Origin of the sequence: Phenylobacterium sp. J426 (genome assembly GCF_024699945.1) — a bacterium.
In the GTDB taxonomy this organism is placed as follows: Bacteria; Pseudomonadota; Alphaproteobacteria; order Caulobacterales; family Caulobacteraceae; genus Phenylobacterium.
On sequence record NZ_JAJOMY010000001.1, the window covers coordinates 2,609,697 to 2,625,724 of the forward strand.

The window sequence follows — 16,028 nt, forward strand, 5'->3', positions numbered from 1 at the left end:
ATGCGGCTGCAGGGGGTTCCGGCGGCCCGCTCGCGGCGAGTTCGCGGAGAACGGCGCGGGCTACATCGAGGCGCGGCCCGTGGATCACGCAGACCAGCCCGCCTCGCTCGTAGATCGCGTACCCGGCAACCCAGGTGCGGAGCTCGAAGCGGTCTTCGCTCTCAGGCATCCGGGAGGGCGGGGTCGGGGGCTCAACGAGCGCCAGAACCCGGCGCTCGGCGTCTCGGGCAAGCTCGCGTGCGGTGCGGGGGGAGGGTGACGATCTCGCCCATCTCAGGCCGCCTTCTGCAGGGCTTGAGCGGCGTGGAACTGCTTCAGAACGTAGCGCGCCTGACCGAACTGGAGCGTCTCGGACTCCGTGCGCGGGTCGCCAAGCACGTCGTAGGCGGTCAGCTCTTGCGTGGCGGCCCAGCAGGCGGCGGCTGGCTCAGTGCCCGGCACGGCGAGCTCAATCCGGCCCGCCAGCACCGCGATCTCTTCATTGCGGGCGCAGGGATGAAGGCCGTAGCGCGAGCAGTTCGGGAAGTCGGTGGCGGGCATCGGTGTGTCCTCGTTGGTGAGAGGACTTGTATCACATGCAAGGCACGTCGCAACAAGAAAATTGCATGTCATGCAAGACGCTGTCGTGCGTCATTTACGGTCGCAGGGATACTTGCGCCCTATCGACTCGTATGCCCGGCCGTGCAGATTCGGGGCGTTAACCTTTGGAGGATCCGATGTTCAGGGTGGTGCGCTACTGCGTTCAGCCCTTCGAGGAGAGGGCGGACGGCGGCATCGTAAAGGGCGATGCTCAGCAGTTCAGAACGGCTGACGAGGCCCTAAGGGCGGCGCAGCTGATGAAGCGAAGGGTGGTCGGCGCGGCCGTCTATGAAGTCGCCGGATGGCCCGTGCAGGACATCTGGGATCGGCCGCGTCTGCTTAGCCGGTTCGGGCTCGTGGGCACTTTACAGTGAGCGAGAAAATCCGCCGAGGACGCTGAGCTACTGGGCGGCCGGAGCTTGCGGAGGAGCGCGCACCGCACGCTGCGCGACCGCCCGTTCTGCCGCCTCTTGAGCGACCTGGCCCGAATTCAAGCCTGAGCTGAACATGTCGTTGCCGAAGGCAAGGAACGCCACAAGCAGGGCGGCAATGCCGAAGAACAAGGTGATCGCGGTCGAGATAACTGTGGCCTTGCTGGCGGTCTTAGCCTCAAGCGCCTGGATGTCTCCGCGTAGGGATGCGAACTCGATCCGCATTTCGCCCATGGCTCGCTCGAAGGCCGTGGCCGTGCGCGCTTCCGAAGCTGCGATCTTCGCGTCGACCAGATCTTGGGTAGCGTCGGTCATGGATCTAGAAATGCGCTCGCCTGGTGTGTGGGGCAAGTCCTTCGCCTTCAGAGCGGGGCTCTCTTCGACCCGGCGCAGCTTTTCGTCGGAAAGGTCGATTATGGCCGCGCTGAGGAGCTTTGCTTGGTCAGGCATTCTTTAGCGCGTCTAACAATGTCCGCGTCTCATCGCGGAATTCGGTGATCGCTCGTGCGACCTCCACTAACCGTTCGCCGATCTTCTCCAATGTCTCGCGAGATGGACCATCCCCAGCAGCCTCGATGACCCCCGTGGCAAGGCTTACGTTCAGCTCAGCCTGAGCCGCCATCAGCATGAGTAAGTCGACTCGCCCCTCGACGCGGATCGCCTGGAGAGCTTTGGCAGTCGTTTCGTCGTCCGCGAACTTGCGATCGCTCACGCTAGCGCCTCATACGCAATGGCGGGTCGGCTTGAGTTCACGCGGTGGCTGCCGGCGCCTGATAGAACTGCTTGACCGGCGGCCCGTACTTGTTGGGGCCTTGCTGACTGTCTTCGATCATGAGCCAGTAGAACGGCAGCAGGTTGATGAGCGGGATCAGCAGAAGCAGCCAAATCCACCCGCTCTTCCCGGTGTCATGAGCGCGCCGGAACACCATCGCCATGTTGTCAACCATGGCACCGACCACGCCGACGCCAAGGAGGAGGGACAGGACGCCGCTAGCGCCGCCCTCCGGCTCTGGCGCTACAGCCATGCCGATCACGGCGAACACAAGCAGCGCACCGATCCAGCAAGCGAGGTTGGCCCAGTAGTGCGAACGGCGCGCCCGGCCGCCAAAGTCGAAGTTGAGGAAGTAGTTCGTCACCTTCATCATCGCCCCCCTGCGCCAGCCCCCTGGCGCTGTTTATCCGCTCGTGCCAGTTCGCTCGTCGTCTTCGCGAATGACCTGAACGAACCTCTGCAATTGCTTCACCTGTTGCGGGTTCAGCCCCTCCAGCAGGGTCCACGGCGCGCCAACCGCCGTTGGGTCGCGCATGATGATGTCCTCAGGACCACACTGCAGCACGACGGCAGCGGCCTCGAGTAGGTCTTGGGTGTATGGCTGGTTGCCGTTCTCAACCCGCGAAAGCTGTCCGGGGCTGATCTCGTAGCCCGTCAACTCGGCCAGCTTCTCCACGAACTTCTCTTGGCTCATGTTATCGCGGTGCTTTCGCCAAGCCTTGAGGTAGATCGGCCGCCGTTGCGGTTTGAAGTTCGGTCGCGCCCTAGGAGCCATGCGCTATTGTGAGAGCGCACAACGCCGCATTCCACGGCGCCCCATGCAAACTTGCTTGAGATACAAGATTGCATGAGATACAAGTCTGTGCATGGCAGACGAAGCAACCCCGCTCCGCACGTTTCGGCACGCGCAGACGCCGCGCTGGTCGTTGAAGGATGTCGCTGAGGCCCTCGGCCTGAGTGAGAGCCAAGTCTCTCGCATCGAGCGAGATGGCACGACCTCTCTGCCGCTGGCCATGAAGCTGGCAAAGATCACCGGCCTTCCGGTCGAAAGTTTCGCCCCTCGTACCGCCGACCACCCCACCCGGGACGCGGCGTGATGGCGGCCGCTCAACTTGCGCCCGTGGTGTTAGTGGCCGCCTCGGCTCTGACCGAGGGCCATGAAGGCCGCGTAACGGGAGCGTGCTTTGGAGTTGACTTCTCCGCCTGCGAATTCGCGGCTCCAGGCCAGGAACTTATCAGGGTCGAGAACCACCTTTTGGACCTGATGTCCTCGGGCCTCGATTTCCTTGATGCCCGCCTCGACCCGCCTGAGCCAGTGGTCGTAGTCGGGCTGGAAGTCGGGATCGATAGCCAGCCATCTCGGCCAGTCTTCCTTCCGCATCCACGCAAGCGCGACACCAGCGACGGGCATGGGAGCCTCCCCTGTGAGAAGAGCACCTTGTCGTCGGCGAGCGGTGGAGTCGACTCCCGGTCCAGGGTTGCCTGATGCCCCGCCCGCTCGATCCAGCCCGCGCTCTGGGCATCCTCGCGGTCATCGCCGGCTGCTTGTTCGTCTGGTGGCTGGTGCTCGCGTTCGGATGCTCGCTGTCGAGCCTCTTCCTCACGCCGGGGAGGGGCTAGGCAGTGCCGATCCGCCCTGAGAACAAGGCTCGCTATCCGAAGAATTGGAAGGCGATCAGCGTCGAGGTCCGCACGCGCGCCGGTTGGCGCTGCGAGGGTTCGCCCGGGATCTACCCTGATTGCCGCGCCGCCAATGGTGAGCCGCATCCGGTCACCGGCTCCAAGGTGGTGCTGACGGTCGCGCACCTCGACCACATTCCTGAGAACTGCGGCGAGCCGGGCAACCGGCCGAACCTCATGGCCATGTGCCAGCGCTGCCATCTGACCTACGACGCGGCGCATCATGCCGCGAACGCGGCGGCTACCCGCCGGCGCAAAGCGGGCGTGCTCGACCTCTTCGACGAGGCCGCTGCCGCATGACCCAACCTCGCCAACATGCCCGCGTGCCCCAGCCCCCGCGCGGGCATCAGGCCCTGGTCTCTTCCAGTCAGGGAGATCAGGGCCGCCAATTTCCCGAGATGCGAAACCCACCCGGTGAGAAAATCCGGTCGAGCGTGGGCAGAGCATGGCGGGGCCTGTCGTCGATCCGTGACTCGCGGGTAGGCAGGCCCCCCACCCATTTTTGCTTGTCACCTGTCGAGCATGCGAGCGGACCCGGCGCGCCAACGCCGGGCCATCGCTGCCTGCAAAGCGCGCCTCGCACGCGCGCTGTTGATCTCCGAGGCAGCCCTGAAGGTGTCTGCCGACCTCGGGTAGTCGTGCGCCGCGAGCCTGAACTCATGGGCTCGCACGGCGCATCTGATTGCCAACCTGATCGCTTCGCCGATCCCCTGTTCCACCTCCATCGCGCTCCCGCCTGCGCCGTCAGCCTCGTGAGTAGGTCCCCTTCATGACCTACGAGGCCGCACAGATCATGAGCCGCAGAGGCGCTGAATTTGAGCTCGACCGGCGACGCCGGGACGCGCTCGCCACTTACGCCGAGATCGCCGCCGCCGAGGCCGGCAAGCCCGCGCAGACCTGGGTCCGCGAGACCTGGGGCTTCAAGGTCTACGAGGCGAAGCACCTGCTGGCCGGTAACGCCTCCGAGACCATGTGGGAGCGGATCCTGAAACAGCGCGGGCCGCACGGCGGCTGGCGCGTGGCCCTGCCGATCCTGGGGGCCGTCATCGGTGAGGACATCGCCGACCACTTCCAACGAGAGAAAGCCGAGGTCGCCCATGAGCGAGCCCAATTCGCCGCGCGGGAGGCGCGCCTTGCTGCCCTGGAAGCTCACGCCCGTGACCGCCGGCCCCTTGGCCGTGTGGGTGCTCGGGAAGCTGCTCTGCAAGGCCGGAGCGCCGCTCGTGAACGTGGGGTGGACACTCCGCGAGTGGGCCGCGGCCCGCCTCTCTGACTGACGGAATGGGCGCCGGGCCCATCCCGGCACGATGAGGAGTGAGCCGATGGCTCGTGCGAAACGGAACCCGCCCGGCGTCGGGCACAATCACCGGGAACTCACCGATGAAGAACGCGGCGCGCTCGTCACGTCCTTCACGACCAAGCTGATCACGGCCGGCAAGGAGGTCGATCGGCTGGACTCGGAGCTGAAAAGCGCCCGGAAGGTCGTGAACGGCATCTTCAAGCTGGTGGCCAAGGAGACCGGCTACACCCGCAAGGAGTTCGAGGCGGAGGTCATCGCCAACCTCGACAAGTCCGAGGAGGAGCTGATCGCGGCCGAGCAGCGCCGCCGACGCTTGCAGGCTGATGCAGGCCTTCGGTCTGGCGAACAACTCGATCTCATCGAGCGCATCAATGACACCGTCGACGACGCCATTGCGGCGGAGGCCGCAGGCTATCGCGCTGGCCGCCGAGCCGATGACCGCATCCCGCCGGACCACGTCGACACGATCTTCCACCAGGACTGGCTGCGAGGCTGGGAGCGCGGCCAAGAGGTCAACGCGAAGGCCGAGGCTATGGCCTACGAGATCCTGAAGCGGCCGGCGCCCGGCGAGCTCGCCGCCGATGACGAAGACGACATCGAGGAAGAGGAAGACCCGGCCGACCCCGAGACGATCCGCAGGAAGGCGAACGCGCTGAAGGACAGCGGCTGGACCGAGCCCAGCGCCGACGAAACCAACTTCGGCGCCGCTGCCTGACGATGACGGCGCTCCTGACCTTCAGCATGTCAGGTCTGCCGCGGGGCCAAGGCCGTCCGCGCGCGACGGCGCGCGGCGGCTTTGCCTCGGTCTACAAGGACCCGAAGGACCGCCGATACGAGGCCTCTGTCGCCCGGGTGGTGCAGAAGGCGATGGGCGACCGCCCGCCTTACCAGGGCGCGCTGACGCTCTCCCTGCGGTTCCGTCTGCCAATCCCGAAGAGCGAAACGAAGGGCATCCGCGCCGCGATGGCAGCGGGCCAGATCGCTCCGACCAAAAAACCGGACCTCTCGAACCTGCAGAAGGCAATCGAGGACGGCATGAACAAGATCGCCTTCGACGACGACGCCCAGATCGTCCGAGCGGTCACCCTCAAAATTTACGCGGAACAGCCGGGCGTCGACGTCGTGCTGCACCGCTATGCGCCGCAGGGGGCGGAAGCATGAGAGCGCAGACCGCACGACATCGGATTGACGGAGATGACGTCGTCATCAGCTTCGACGGCAAAGAGCCCGTCCGCTTGGCCTTCACGACAGCGCGGCGGCTGGCATGGGGGCTCTTGGTCGATCTCGAGCCCGATGAAGCTGAGGCTGCGGGCATGCCGCGGCCGCGCCGTCGTCAGGGCGAGACGGATGCGGTCCGGATACTGCGGGCGTTGGGCCATGAAACCCTGCCTGCGCGTGTGATCGTCCTAAGGTCCGGCGTTCCCACCCGCTTTGTTTCGGCCCGGCTGATCGACCTGCGGGCGCAGGGCCTCGCCAAGCGCGTCGACGCCGGCTTCGGCCGGGGTGTGAAGGCGCTCTACGCGGCCACGCCGCGCGGACTGCAATTCCTGCGGGAGTCGGCGTCGTGAGCAACTGGACCGACGAGCGCATCGATCTGCTTAAGAAGCTCTGGGCGGACGGCCTCTCAGCGGCGCAGATCGCGAAGCAGATGGGCCGCGTCTCGCGCAATGCCGTGCTGGGCAAGGCGCATCGTCTCGGTCTCGGTGGGCGTGACGCGCCTAGCGCTCCGCAGACGGTCAAGCGCGTGCTGCCGCCTCGCGCCGGCGCTGCTGGTCTGGCGCATGCGAAGGCTCGCGCTGCGAACGCCCCCAAGAAGGCCTCCCCAGAAGCCCGCAATCTCCGCCAGCACAACGGCGCAGCCAACCGCACGCGGGCCAAGATCGAGCGCCCGAAGAACCCCATGCCGCCGCACGTGCTGGGGGAGGGGCACAGCCCGACCCCGAAGCCGCCGACAGTCGTGGAGATGCCAATGGGGGGGTGGGGGCAGCCACGCCGCGACGCTGACGGAGCTCGGCGCCCATCAATGCCGCTGGCCGCTCGGCAAGATGCTGGACCCGGTCCACCTGTTCTGCGGCGAGCCGCTGGACGAGGAACGGGACACTACCCGGCCGGCGTATTGCGCCGCGCACATGGCACGGGCCCACCAGCCCGCCCAGCCCAAGAAGAAGGCGGCCGCGGCTGAACTCGCCCGCTCGCTGCGGAGGTACATCTGATGGCCGAAGATGCTTACACCGAGTTCCTGGCCGGCAAGGCAATCGCGGCGCCGACGTCGGGCTTCCACGTCGACCAGGCCGACCTGCACCCCTGGCTGAAGCCGCACTGCAAGGCGATCGTCCAGTGGGGGCTCGCTGGCGGCTGCCGCGCCTACTTCACCGCCTACGGACTGCACAAAACGTCGATGCAGCTGGAGAGTGGCCGTCAGGTGCTGCTGCACCAGGGCGGGGAGGGCCTGATCGTAGCGCCGCTCGGCGTGCGTCAGGAGTTCTTCGACGACGCGGCCACGATGGGTATCGAGCTGGTGTTCATCCAGTCCGACGCCGAAATCCAGCCCGGCAAGCTGCACCTGACGAACTACGAGAGCGTGCGCGAGGGCAAGGTCACGCCCGGCCGCTTCGTCTTCGCCAGCCTGGACGAGGCCGACGTGCTGCGGTCCTACGGCTCCAAGACCTTCCAGGAGTTCCTGCCGGCCTTCGAGGGCGTGCCCTTCAAGTTCGTCGCCACCGCGACGCCAAGCCCGAACCGCTACAAGGAGCTGATCCACTACGCCGGCTTCCTTGGCGTGATGGACACTGGCCAGGCGCTGACGCGGTTCTTCCAGCGGAACAGCGAGAAGGCCAACGATCTCACGCTGTACCCGCACAAGGAAGCCGAGTTCTGGCTCTGGGTCTCGACCTGGGCCGTCTTCCTGCAGAAGCCTTCAGACCTGGGCTTCAGCGACGACGGCTATCAGCTGCCCGAGATCGAGGTGCGATGGCACGAGGTGCAGGCCGACCTCGCCGATGCCGGCGCCGATAGTCGAGGGCAGCTCAAGCTGATCCGCGACGCGGCTGTGGGCGTGCAGGACGCGGCGCGGGAGAAACGCGCCACGCTCGGCGCCCGTATCGCGAAGATGAAGGAGCTGCGGGACGCTGAGCCCGACAACCACTTCATCCTCTGGCACGACCTCGAGGACGAGCGTCGGGCCATCGAAGAAGCGATCCCGGCGGCTCAGAGCGTCTACGGCTCCCAGGACCTCGACGCGCGTGAAGAGATCGTCCGCGGGTTCAAGAACGGGACGGTCACGGACCTGGCCGCCAAGCCCGTCATGCTCGGCGCTGGCGGCAATCTGCAGCGCCATTGCCACCGGATGATCTTCGCCGGCATCGGTCACAAGTTCCGGGACTTCGCTCAGGCCATCCACCGCATCCAGCGCTTCGGCCAGCAGCACCGCGTCGTCGTCGACATCGTCTACGCCGAAACGGAACGCGAGATCAGGCGCGACCTTGAGGCGAAGTGGGCGCGCGACACCGAACTGCGCGAGCGCATGGGCGAGCTGATCCGCCGCTATGGCCTCAATAACGTCAGCCCCGTCGAGGCGATGCGGCGCAGCATCGGCGTCGAGCGCCACGAGCAGCGCGGCGAGACCTGGACCGCAGTCCACAACGACTGCGTCGACGAGGTCCGGCGGATGGAGAGCGACAGCGTCGGGCTGATCCTGACGTCAATCCCCTTCGGCACCCAGTACGAGTACTGCGAGAGCTACAACGACTTCGGCCACAACGACGACAACGCCGCCTTCTTCCGGCAGATGGACTTCCTGTCACCGGAGCTGCTGCGGATCCTGAAGCCCGGCCGGCTGATGGCGGTGCACGTCAAGGACCGCATCCTCTTCGGCAACGTGACGGGCCTGAGCTTCCCGACGCTGGAGCCGTTCCACTCTGACTGCATCGACCACTTCCGGCGCCACGGCTTCCACCTGCTGGCCGTGCGCGTCGTCGAGACCGACGTCGTCAGGGAGAACAACCAGACCTACCGGCTCGGCTACAGCGAGATGCGGAAGGACGCGAGCCGCATGGGCTCGGGCTGCCCGGAGTTCGTGCTGTTCTTCCGCAAGGCCCAGAGCGACCTCAGCCGAGGATATGCCGACGATCCGGTCGCCAAGGCCCTGGACGAGTACAGCCTGGCCCGCTGGCAGGTCGACGCCGCCGCCTACTGGCGCTCTAGCGGCGACCGACTGCTGACGGCCGACGAGCTGGCGCAGCTGCCGGCTAAGACGCTGAGCCGCGCCTTCCGAGAGTGGTCGAAGTCGGCGGTCTACGACCACGACGCCCACGTCCGGCTTGCCGAGGCCCTGGCCGCCCGAGGCGCGCTGCCGAAGACCTACAGCGCCCTGGCCCTGGAAAGCCCGTCGGGGGAGGTCTGGACCGACATCGTGCGGATGCGGACGCTCAACAACGAACAGAGCCTCGGCAACCGTGAGAAGCACGTCTGCCCCCTGCAGATCGACCTCGTTGACCGGATTGTGCGGCTCTACTCGGCGAAGGGCGACCTGGTGTTCGATCCGTTCATGGGCATCGGGACCGTGCCGGTCCGCGCCGTTGCGGCCGGACGGCGGGCCTACGGGTCCGAGCTGGAGCCGAAGTACTTCCGCGACGCCGTGCGCTACCTGCTCGCTGCCGAGTTCGACGCCCGACAGCCCACGCTATTCGACGTCCTCGACGTCGGGGCGAAGGCGGCATGAGCGCAGTGCCGGCGAACGACGACATCTTCTCGCGCCACATGGAAGTGGTCGCGAAGAAGCTGCTTGGCGACCCGAACAAGGCGCTGTCGTCGCCGGCTGAGCTGCGCTTCGGCTCTCACGGCTCTCTGGCCGTGGACCTCGAGATGGGCGTCTGGTCCGATCACGAGGCCAAAGAGGGCGGCGGCGTCATCGATCTCGTCATGCGCGAGCGCCGGTGCTCGAAGGGCGAAGCTCTCGACTGGCTCCGGCAAGAGACAGACGTCGAGCTGCAGGAGCGTCAGGAGCCGCAGCGCTCCACCGGCAACGTCCAGCCGCTGAAGCGGATCGTCGCGACCTACGACTACGTCGACGAGGCCGGGAAGCTGATCTTCCAGACGGTTCGCTACGAGCCGAAGGACTTCCGCCAGCGTCGGCCTGATCCCAGCGCCCGCGACGGCTGGGCGTGGTCGGTCAAGGGTGTCCGCCAAGTTCCGTACCGCCTGCCCGAGATCCGCGAGGCGATCGGCGCCGGCGCTGTGATCTTCGTCACCGAAGGCGAGAAGGATGCCGACGCCCTCCAACGCGAGGGGCTCGTCGCCACCTGCAACGCCATGGGGGCCGGCAAGTGGCCAGAGGAGCTCGTCGAGCACTTCGTCGGCGCTGACGTCGTGATCCTGCCGGACAACGACGATGCAGGCCGAAACCATGCCGCCGTGGTGGGAGCGGCGCTGGCCGGCAAGGCCAAGCGCATCCGCGTCCTCGACCTTCCGAATCTTCCGCCCAAGGGCGACGTGTCTGACTGGCTCAACGAGGGCGGTGAGGCTGTAGAGCTGCTGGCTGCCGTCGAGCGGCTGGGCAGGACCTGGCAGGCGGAACGGCCGCAGAGCCGCTTCCGCGCCATTCCCTGGGCCGACATCGACAATGTCGTCACGCGTCGCAACTGGCTGGTCGAAGACATGATCTTCGAGAACGACTCCGGGCTCATGTATGGCGCCAGCCAGAGCGGGAAGAGCTTCCTCATGACGGACATGAGCTTCGCCATCGCGCGAGGCGTACCGTTCTTAGGCAAGCCCACCCGGAAGGGCGCGGTCATCTACCAGGCCGGCGAGGGCGGCCTCGGCCTCCTGTCCCGGATGAAGGCCTATCGCAAGCACTATGATCTCGGCGCTGACGAGCTGCCGTTCGTCCTACTGCCCGGCAAGGTCGACCTCTACAGCCGCGAAAGCAGCGACACGGATGACCTGATCGCCGAGATCCTGGCGTGGGGCGCCTACTTGAGCGACCCGCTGGCCCTGGTGGTCATCGATACGTTCTCCACGGCCTCGCCCGGGGCCAACGAGAATGCCTCAGAGGACATGAGCCGCGTGCTCATGAACTTGGAGCGCATACAGCGTGAGGCAGGCTGCGCGGTCATGGCCGTGCACCACAAGAACGCGTCAGGCGAGAAGCCGCGCGGCCACACCAGTCTCTATGCCAACGCAGACACAGCCCTGGAGGTTATCCGCGATGAAGTAACGAATGTGCGCACCCTGCGCGTGGCCAAGGTGAAGGATGGCGAGGACGGGGAGAAGATCTCCTTCCGGCTGCAATCCGTCGATCTCGGGTCCTATGAAAGCGGCAAGCCCATCACGTCATGCGTGGTGGCCCCCGCCGAGGATGGAGACCGCCGGACCGGCCCCAACCGCAAGCCTCTCACCACTGACCAGCGCATGTTCCTGACGGCGCTCGACGCCGCGATCCGGATGCACGGCGGCGTCATGCCGGCGATCGTTCAGGGGGCGAGAGCGCCTACACCCGCGGCGTGGAGTGGCACCACTTCATGACCGTGTTCCGGCAGATCGCCAATCCGGACAAGTCGGACGACGCCCTCCGCAAGCAGCTCCAGCGCGACGGGGACTACCTGATCACGCGGGGTTTCATCGGGCGCGACAAGCCCTGGGTTTGGCTCACCGAAAAAGGGGACAAGTTGTCATGACGCTGTCCGCATCGTGTCCGGTGTGGACACAGAAAAAATTGGAGAAATCGGCGCGATCTGTCCGGTTTGTCCGAAATGTCCGAGGCGTTGTCCGGTCAGGAGGTTCGCCTCGCGGGCCCTCGTGCGCCCTCGCGTGTGCGCCCGGGATTGAATCCCCTTCGGGGATACATTCTCAGCTTTTCAGTAGGGGGGTTGGGTTCTCAAGAACCCATACCCCCGTATCAACTGCTGAATCTCAGCTGCACTGAAGCCGCGCGGGCTCGCCTTCGTGGCGACCCGCGACTGACGCGCCGAGGTGTGGCGTGAAAGCGCTGGCCACCAGACGCGCCCCCACGCCGGCCGAGCGCCAGAAGCGGGCCATCGCCGACCGCCTCGGAGACCAGGCCTTCGCCGCCTTCCTCGACAGGCTGCCGCCCGATCCGGTCGTGCGTCGACGGGCCAGTGAGCGGCTGACACGGCTGCTCGGGGCGTTCGTGGCCGACGGGCATGGGGAAGCGGCCCTGCACTGCGCTCTCGCCGGCGCCGTCGTGGCTGGAGCCCCAGCCTTCCAGTCCGAGCCCAAGACGTCTGCCGCTGAGGCGCTGTTCCGGAAGGGGGAGGGGTGATGGGACGGCCAACCGAAGCGCAGATCGTGAAGCGGCTACAGCGTCAGACCGAGCGGCAAATGCTGGCGCTCCGGAGGCTGCTGGAGTGGCCTGACGGCATGCCGCCGACCAACGACGCTCAGGTCGGCGCGCTCGTGTCGCTCGAAACCGCTGGCTTCGCACAGCGCCTTCCCGAGCGCGATAGCCGCATCGGAGACCTGCGCTTCGTGATCACCGAAGCCGGGCGGCAGGCCCTCGAGCAGGCCAGCCGATGACCCCGCCTCGCACCCCCTGCGCTGTCCCGTTCTGCCGCCGCTCCAAGAAGGGCTCATGGGCGTGGTGGCTTTGCCCTGAGCACAAGCGCTCAGCTCCGATGTGGGCGAAGGTGCGCCACCGGCGCCTCAAGGCCTATTTCCGCAAGCGCGGCGAGGTCGATCAGAACACCCGCGCCTGGTGGTGCACGTCGCCGCGAGCCGAACGCGTCATGGACGCCGCCGGCCGCGCCATCATCCGAACCGCAATCGCACGAGCGAGTGGCCTATGAGCAAGCCGACCCCGACCGACACGATGTTCAAGCCCGAGTACGAGGGCGAGCGGCCGAAGGCGACGCTGAGCGGACCCGAGAAGCAGCAGCTGCGGCTCGTGAAGGCCGCCGTCATCGATCGGCTGCACTCGGCCATGCTGACGCTCGACGTCATGCGAGGGGAGGGACCGGCGCAGCTCCGCGCCGCCGGCATCCCGCAGCACCTGGTGGAGTTCAGCGACCGCGTCGGCGAAGAGGCGCAGGAAACGCCGCGGGCCCGCTGGGAGCCGACGGCCGCCCAGGTCAGCGACATGCCGAAGGCGCTGGCCCTGCTCGATGGCTTGAGGAAGCCCTACTACACCGTCGTGAAGCTGCGGGCTTTCGAGGTGTTCGCTCGTGACAACGGCGAGAGCAGCCCGTGGCCTTGGGACAGGATCGGCGAGGTGTTCGGGCTCTCGGGACGATGGGCTGCGGATTCCGACGTGATCGCGCCCGCCGTTCCGATTTGATGCCGCCCACCATTCCGAAGTGATCCCGCCCACCGTTCCGGGATAACGCCGCCCAGGATCCGGGATGATCCCGCCCAGGCGGCCCGGCGGTCCAGGCCTTCGCCGACGCTAGGCTCTCCTCCTTTCGAGGAGAGGCCGATGCCGACGGAGAGGATTGCGATGCGCCGCGTGCGCGAGATGTTGAGGCTGCGCCTGGACGCCGGGCTTGGCGGGCGGGAGATCGCCCGCCGGATGGGGATCGCCCCGTCGACGTTCCGCGAGATGACGCGGCGCTTCGAAGAATCCGGTCTCGCCTGGCCGTTGCCGTTGGATCTGACGGACAGCGAGCTGGAAGACCGGCTCTACGGCGAGAGCAGGACAAAGCAGGGCTTCCGTCGGCGCGCCGAGCCGGACTGGGCGGCGCTCAACCGCGAGCTGAAGAAGAAGCACGTCACCCTGCAGATCCTGTGGGACGAGTACATCGAGGCTTATCCGGACGGCTATCGCTACAGCCGATTTTGCGAGCTCTACCGCAGCTGGGAAGCCCGCCTGCCGGTGACGATGCGCCAGACGCATCTTGGCGGCGACAAGCTCTTCGTCGACTACGCCGGCGACACCGTGCCGGTGATCATCGACCGCCGCAGCGGCAAGACACAGCCGGCGCACATCTTCGTCGGGGTGCTGGGCGCCTCCAGCCTGACCTTCGCCTGCGCCACCTGGAGCGAGAAGCTCCCCGACTGGGTCGACGGCCACGTGCAGGCCTTCGCCTTCTTCGGCGGCGCGCCGCGGCTGCTGGTGCCGGACAACCCCAAAGTGGCGATCATCAAGGCCTGCCTCTACGACCCGCAGGTCAATCGCACCTACGGCGAGCTGGCCGCCCACTACGACACCGCGGTGCTGCCGGCGCGGCCCAGGCGGCCGCGGGACAAGGCCAAGGTGGAAGCCGCAGTGCGGATCGCCGAGCGTTGGCTGCTCGGCAAGCTGCGCCATCGACGCTTCTACAGCCTGGCCGAGGTGAACGCCGCCCTGGGCGAGCTGCTGGTCTGGCTCAACGAGCAGCAGGTCCGGCGTTATCAGCGCCGCACCCGTCGCCAGCTCTTCGCGGAGATCGACGCCCCGCGGCTTAAAGCCCTGCCGGCCGAGCCCTATGCCCTCGCCGAATGGCGCGTGCGCAAGGTGGGGCTGGACTACCACGTCGACGTCGACGGCCACTTCTACTCCGTCCCCTACCGTCACGCCCGCGAGACGGTGGAGGTGCGGCTCACCGCCCGCGCCGTGGAGATCTTCCTGCACGGCGAGCGCATCGCCGCCCACCTGCGTGGCTCCGGCGACGGCAAACACACCACGCTCAGCGAGCACATGCCGGCCAGCCACCGCCGCTACAGCGACTGGACCATCGAGCGGATCCTGAGCGAGGCGCGGGCCTGCGGCCCTTCCGTGGCGCTGCTCTGCCAGGTGATCCTCGAGCACCGGCCGCACCCCGAACAGGGCTTCCGCACCACGATGGGGATCGTGCGCCTGGCCAAGGTCTACGGCGTCGCGCGCCTGGAGGCGGCCTGCGAGCGCGCCCTGCTGGTGAGCGCGCGCAGCTACGGCGCGGTCAAATCCATCCTCGACAACCGGCTCGACGGCCAACCGGTCCGGCGGCGCGACGGCGAGGCCGGCGGCGCCGTCGCCCACCCCAACATCCGCGGCTCAACCTACTACCACTGAGGAGATCTGATGCTGACCCATCCCACCTTCGACCAGCTCAACGTCCTGGGCCTCCAAGGCATGGCCAAGGCCTTCCGCGAACTGCTCGACAACCCCGAAGCCGGCGGCCTGGGACATGCCGACTGGCTGGCGCTGCTGCTGGACCGTGAAACCGTGCACCGACAGGACAAGCGTCTCGGCGCCCGGCTCCGCCATGCGCGGCTGCGCCACCACGCCGTCCCGGAAGACATCGACTACCGCGCCCCCCGCGGACTGGACCGCGGCGTCCTCACGACGCTGCTCAAAAGCCACTGGATCGACGCGGCCGAGAACCTGGTGATCTGCGGCCCGACCGGGGTGGGCAAGAGCTGGATCTCCTGCGCGCTCGGCCACAAAGCCTGCCGCGACAACCGCTCGGTGCTCTACGTCCGCGTCCCCAAGCTCTTCGACGAGCTGGCGCTGGCGCACGGCGACGGCAGCATCGGCCGCCGCTTCAAGAGCCTGGGCGCCGTGCAACTGCTGATCCTGGACGACTGGGGCCTGGAGCCGCTCGACGCCCAGGCACGTCACGACCTGCTCGAGATCCTCGAGGACCGTTACGGCCGGCGCTCCACCATCGTCACCAGCCAACTACCGGTCTCGGCCTGGCACACCGTCATCGGCGAGGCCACCTACGCCGACGCCATCCTCGACCGGCTCGTCCACAACGCCCACCGCCTGGACCTCAGCGGCGACTCCCTGCGCCGCCCGAAACCCGCCGATCAGGCTTGACCAGCCGGCCGAACCCCAGACAGATGAAACCTGTCGATGAAGGCTGTGCCGCTGGGCGGCATCAGATCGGAACAGCGGGCGAGATCATCTCGGAATAGCTGGGCGGCATCGTCGGAATCCGCAGATGGGCCGAGGACGTCTACGACGCGGCCATCGTCCAAGCAGCGCGCCGGGCAGGGCTGCTGCCGATGGTCTCCAACGACTACGGCATCCTCATCGCGGCCGTCTGGCACGCTGGCGGCTGGCTCACGAACCTGAGCACCGCGTCGGATCCTCGCCAGGCGGTCGCGAACCTTCGCGCCAAGAGCCCGGTTCGTCTCGAGCAAGCGATCATCATCTGGACCGCTGGCGCGCCGCTCGCGAAACGCCTCGTCGACGCGGTGAAGCCGAAGCTCCGCGGCGTGCACAGCCACGGATCCTGGTTCAAGGCGAACCCGGACACGCTGACCAGCGACGTGGTCGAGGCTGCACGCGAGATTGGCGCCAGCTGGCTGATCGAGGATGTGCCGGTAAGAGGGGCGCTGGCGGCGTAGG

The 16,028-nt window shown here is 67.1% G+C and carries 24 protein-coding genes and 1 pseudogene; 19 read left to right on the plus strand and 6 right to left on the minus strand.

From position 1 onward, the window contains the following. Nucleotides 1-273 precede the first annotated feature (273 nt). Nucleotides 274-540 (minus strand): hypothetical protein, encoded by a 267-nt coding sequence (locus tag LRS10_RS13720; RefSeq protein WP_257837764.1) that lies wholly within the window; start codon nucleotides 538-540, stop codon nucleotides 274-276. 176 nt (nucleotides 541-716) lie between these two features. On the opposite strand from LRS10_RS13720, the gene LRS10_RS13725 reads away from it, so the two are divergent. Then, entirely contained in the window at nucleotides 717-953 is a 237-nt protein-coding gene (locus tag LRS10_RS13725; protein WP_257837765.1) for a hypothetical protein, read from the plus strand. Between the two features lie 27 nt (nucleotides 954-980). On the opposite strand, the gene LRS10_RS13730 is transcribed toward LRS10_RS13725, so the two are convergent. Genes LRS10_RS13730 through LRS10_RS13745 form a run of 4 tightly spaced genes read right to left on the minus strand, consistent with a single transcriptional unit; the run spans nucleotide 981 to nucleotide 2,557 of the window. Next, nucleotides 981-1,460, minus strand: a complete 480-nt coding sequence (locus tag LRS10_RS13730; RefSeq protein WP_257837766.1) for a hypothetical protein — start codon at nucleotides 1,458-1,460, stop codon at nucleotides 981-983. After that, nucleotides 1,453-1,722, minus strand: a complete 270-nt coding sequence (locus tag LRS10_RS13735) for a hypothetical protein (RefSeq protein WP_257837767.1) — start codon at nucleotides 1,720-1,722, stop codon at nucleotides 1,453-1,455. The genes LRS10_RS13730 and LRS10_RS13735 overlap by 8 nt, the downstream gene beginning before the upstream one ends. 37 nt (nucleotides 1,723-1,759) lie before the next feature. Further along, on the minus strand, nucleotides 1,760-2,152 hold the full coding sequence (locus LRS10_RS13740) for a DUF805 domain-containing protein (RefSeq protein WP_257837768.1): 393 nt from the start codon (nucleotides 2,150-2,152) through the stop codon (nucleotides 1,760-1,762). Between the two features lie 33 nt (nucleotides 2,153-2,185). Next, the gene (locus LRS10_RS13745) at nucleotides 2,186-2,557 is read right to left on the minus strand and encodes a helix-turn-helix transcriptional regulator (RefSeq protein WP_257837769.1); all 372 of its coding nucleotides are present in this window, start codon (nucleotides 2,555-2,557) and stop codon (nucleotides 2,186-2,188) included. 91 nt (nucleotides 2,558-2,648) lie between these two features. Between LRS10_RS13745 and LRS10_RS13750 the strand changes: the two genes are divergently transcribed. Continuing rightward, the gene (locus LRS10_RS13750; RefSeq protein WP_257837770.1) at nucleotides 2,649-2,879 is read left to right on the plus strand and encodes a helix-turn-helix transcriptional regulator; all 231 of its coding nucleotides are present in this window, start codon (nucleotides 2,649-2,651) and stop codon (nucleotides 2,877-2,879) included. 29 nt (nucleotides 2,880-2,908) lie between these two features. On the opposite strand, the gene LRS10_RS13755 is transcribed toward LRS10_RS13750, so the two are convergent. Next, the gene (locus LRS10_RS13755; RefSeq protein ID WP_257837771.1) at nucleotides 2,909-3,193 is read right to left on the minus strand and encodes a hypothetical protein; all 285 of its coding nucleotides are present in this window, start codon (nucleotides 3,191-3,193) and stop codon (nucleotides 2,909-2,911) included. A 74-nt stretch (nucleotides 3,194-3,267) separates the two neighbouring features. On the opposite strand from LRS10_RS13755, the gene LRS10_RS13760 reads away from it, so the two are divergent. The 17 genes and pseudogenes from LRS10_RS13760 (at nucleotide 3,268) to LRS10_RS13835 (ending at nucleotide 16,027) form a co-directional block, all read left to right on the plus strand. Then, complete coding sequence (locus tag LRS10_RS13760; protein WP_257837772.1) at nucleotides 3,268-3,402, plus strand: hypothetical protein; 135 nt, start codon at nucleotides 3,268-3,270, stop codon at nucleotides 3,400-3,402. 3 nt (nucleotides 3,403-3,405) lie between these two features. Next, nucleotides 3,406-3,762, plus strand: coding sequence for a hypothetical protein (locus tag LRS10_RS13765; protein WP_257837773.1), 357 nt, complete (start codon nucleotides 3,406-3,408; stop codon nucleotides 3,760-3,762). A 469-nt stretch (nucleotides 3,763-4,231) separates the two neighbouring features. Beyond that, a complete protein-coding gene (locus LRS10_RS13770; protein ID WP_257837774.1) occupies nucleotides 4,232-4,735 on the plus strand; it encodes a hypothetical protein in 504 nt (167 codons plus the stop codon). A 49-nt stretch (nucleotides 4,736-4,784) separates the two neighbouring features. Continuing rightward, a complete protein-coding gene (locus LRS10_RS13775; RefSeq protein ID WP_257837775.1) occupies nucleotides 4,785-5,477 on the plus strand; it encodes a hypothetical protein in 693 nt (230 codons plus the stop codon). A 26-nt stretch (nucleotides 5,478-5,503) separates the two neighbouring features. Beyond that, nucleotides 5,504-5,923 carry a RusA family crossover junction endodeoxyribonuclease gene (locus LRS10_RS13780; RefSeq protein WP_257839166.1) on the plus strand — a complete coding sequence of 140 codons (420 nt, stop codon included), beginning with the start codon at nucleotides 5,504-5,506 and terminating at the stop codon, nucleotides 5,921-5,923. Further along, entirely contained in the window at nucleotides 5,920-6,330 is a 411-nt protein-coding gene (locus LRS10_RS13785; RefSeq protein ID WP_257837776.1) for a hypothetical protein, read from the plus strand. Before LRS10_RS13780 ends, LRS10_RS13785 begins: the two co-directional genes overlap by 4 nt. Continuing rightward, nucleotides 6,327-6,386: pseudogene (locus LRS10_RS25180) on the plus strand (GcrA cell cycle regulator); the annotation flags it as partial. The gene LRS10_RS13785 and the pseudogene LRS10_RS25180, both read left to right, overlap by 4 nt. A 157-nt stretch (nucleotides 6,387-6,543) precedes the next feature. Next, on the plus strand, nucleotides 6,544-6,975 hold the full coding sequence (locus LRS10_RS25185) for a GcrA family cell cycle regulator (protein ID WP_374570999.1): 432 nt from the start codon (nucleotides 6,544-6,546) through the stop codon (nucleotides 6,973-6,975). Next, nucleotides 6,975-9,482 carry a DNA methyltransferase gene (locus LRS10_RS13795; RefSeq protein ID WP_257837778.1) on the plus strand — a complete coding sequence of 836 codons (2,508 nt, stop codon included), beginning with the start codon at nucleotides 6,975-6,977 and terminating at the stop codon, nucleotides 9,480-9,482. Before LRS10_RS25185 ends, LRS10_RS13795 begins: the two co-directional genes overlap by 1 nt. Then, entirely contained in the window at nucleotides 9,479-11,284 is a 1,806-nt protein-coding gene (locus tag LRS10_RS13800) for an AAA family ATPase (RefSeq protein WP_257837779.1), read from the plus strand. The genes LRS10_RS13795 and LRS10_RS13800 overlap by 4 nt, the downstream gene beginning before the upstream one ends. Beyond that, nucleotides 11,281-11,436 (plus strand): hypothetical protein, encoded by a 156-nt coding sequence (locus LRS10_RS13805; RefSeq protein ID WP_257837780.1) that lies wholly within the window; start codon nucleotides 11,281-11,283, stop codon nucleotides 11,434-11,436. Before LRS10_RS13800 ends, LRS10_RS13805 begins: the two co-directional genes overlap by 4 nt. A gap of 302 nt (nucleotides 11,437-11,738) precedes the next feature. After that, the gene (locus tag LRS10_RS13810; protein WP_257837781.1) at nucleotides 11,739-12,041 is read left to right on the plus strand and encodes a hypothetical protein; all 303 of its coding nucleotides are present in this window, start codon (nucleotides 11,739-11,741) and stop codon (nucleotides 12,039-12,041) included. A 59-nt stretch (nucleotides 12,042-12,100) separates the two neighbouring features. After that, complete coding sequence (locus LRS10_RS13815) at nucleotides 12,101-12,295, plus strand: hypothetical protein (RefSeq protein WP_257837782.1); 195 nt, start codon at nucleotides 12,101-12,103, stop codon at nucleotides 12,293-12,295. Nucleotides 12,296-12,560: 265 nt separating this feature from the next. Continuing rightward, entirely contained in the window at nucleotides 12,561-13,052 is a 492-nt protein-coding gene (locus tag LRS10_RS13820; RefSeq protein ID WP_257837783.1) for a hypothetical protein, read from the plus strand. A gap of 159 nt (nucleotides 13,053-13,211) precedes the next feature. Beyond that, complete coding sequence (gene istA / locus LRS10_RS13825; protein WP_257839117.1) at nucleotides 13,212-14,744, plus strand: IS21 family transposase; 1,533 nt, start codon at nucleotides 13,212-13,214, stop codon at nucleotides 14,742-14,744. A gap of 9 nt (nucleotides 14,745-14,753) precedes the next feature. Then, nucleotides 14,754-15,494 carry an IS21-like element helper ATPase IstB gene (gene istB / locus LRS10_RS13830; RefSeq protein WP_257836904.1) on the plus strand — a complete coding sequence of 247 codons (741 nt, stop codon included), beginning with the start codon at nucleotides 14,754-14,756 and terminating at the stop codon, nucleotides 15,492-15,494. Nucleotides 15,495-15,682: 188 nt separating this feature from the next. Next, a complete protein-coding gene (locus tag LRS10_RS13835) occupies nucleotides 15,683-16,027 on the plus strand; it encodes a hypothetical protein (protein ID WP_257837784.1) in 345 nt (114 codons plus the stop codon). Nucleotide 16,028 lies beyond the last annotated feature (1 nt).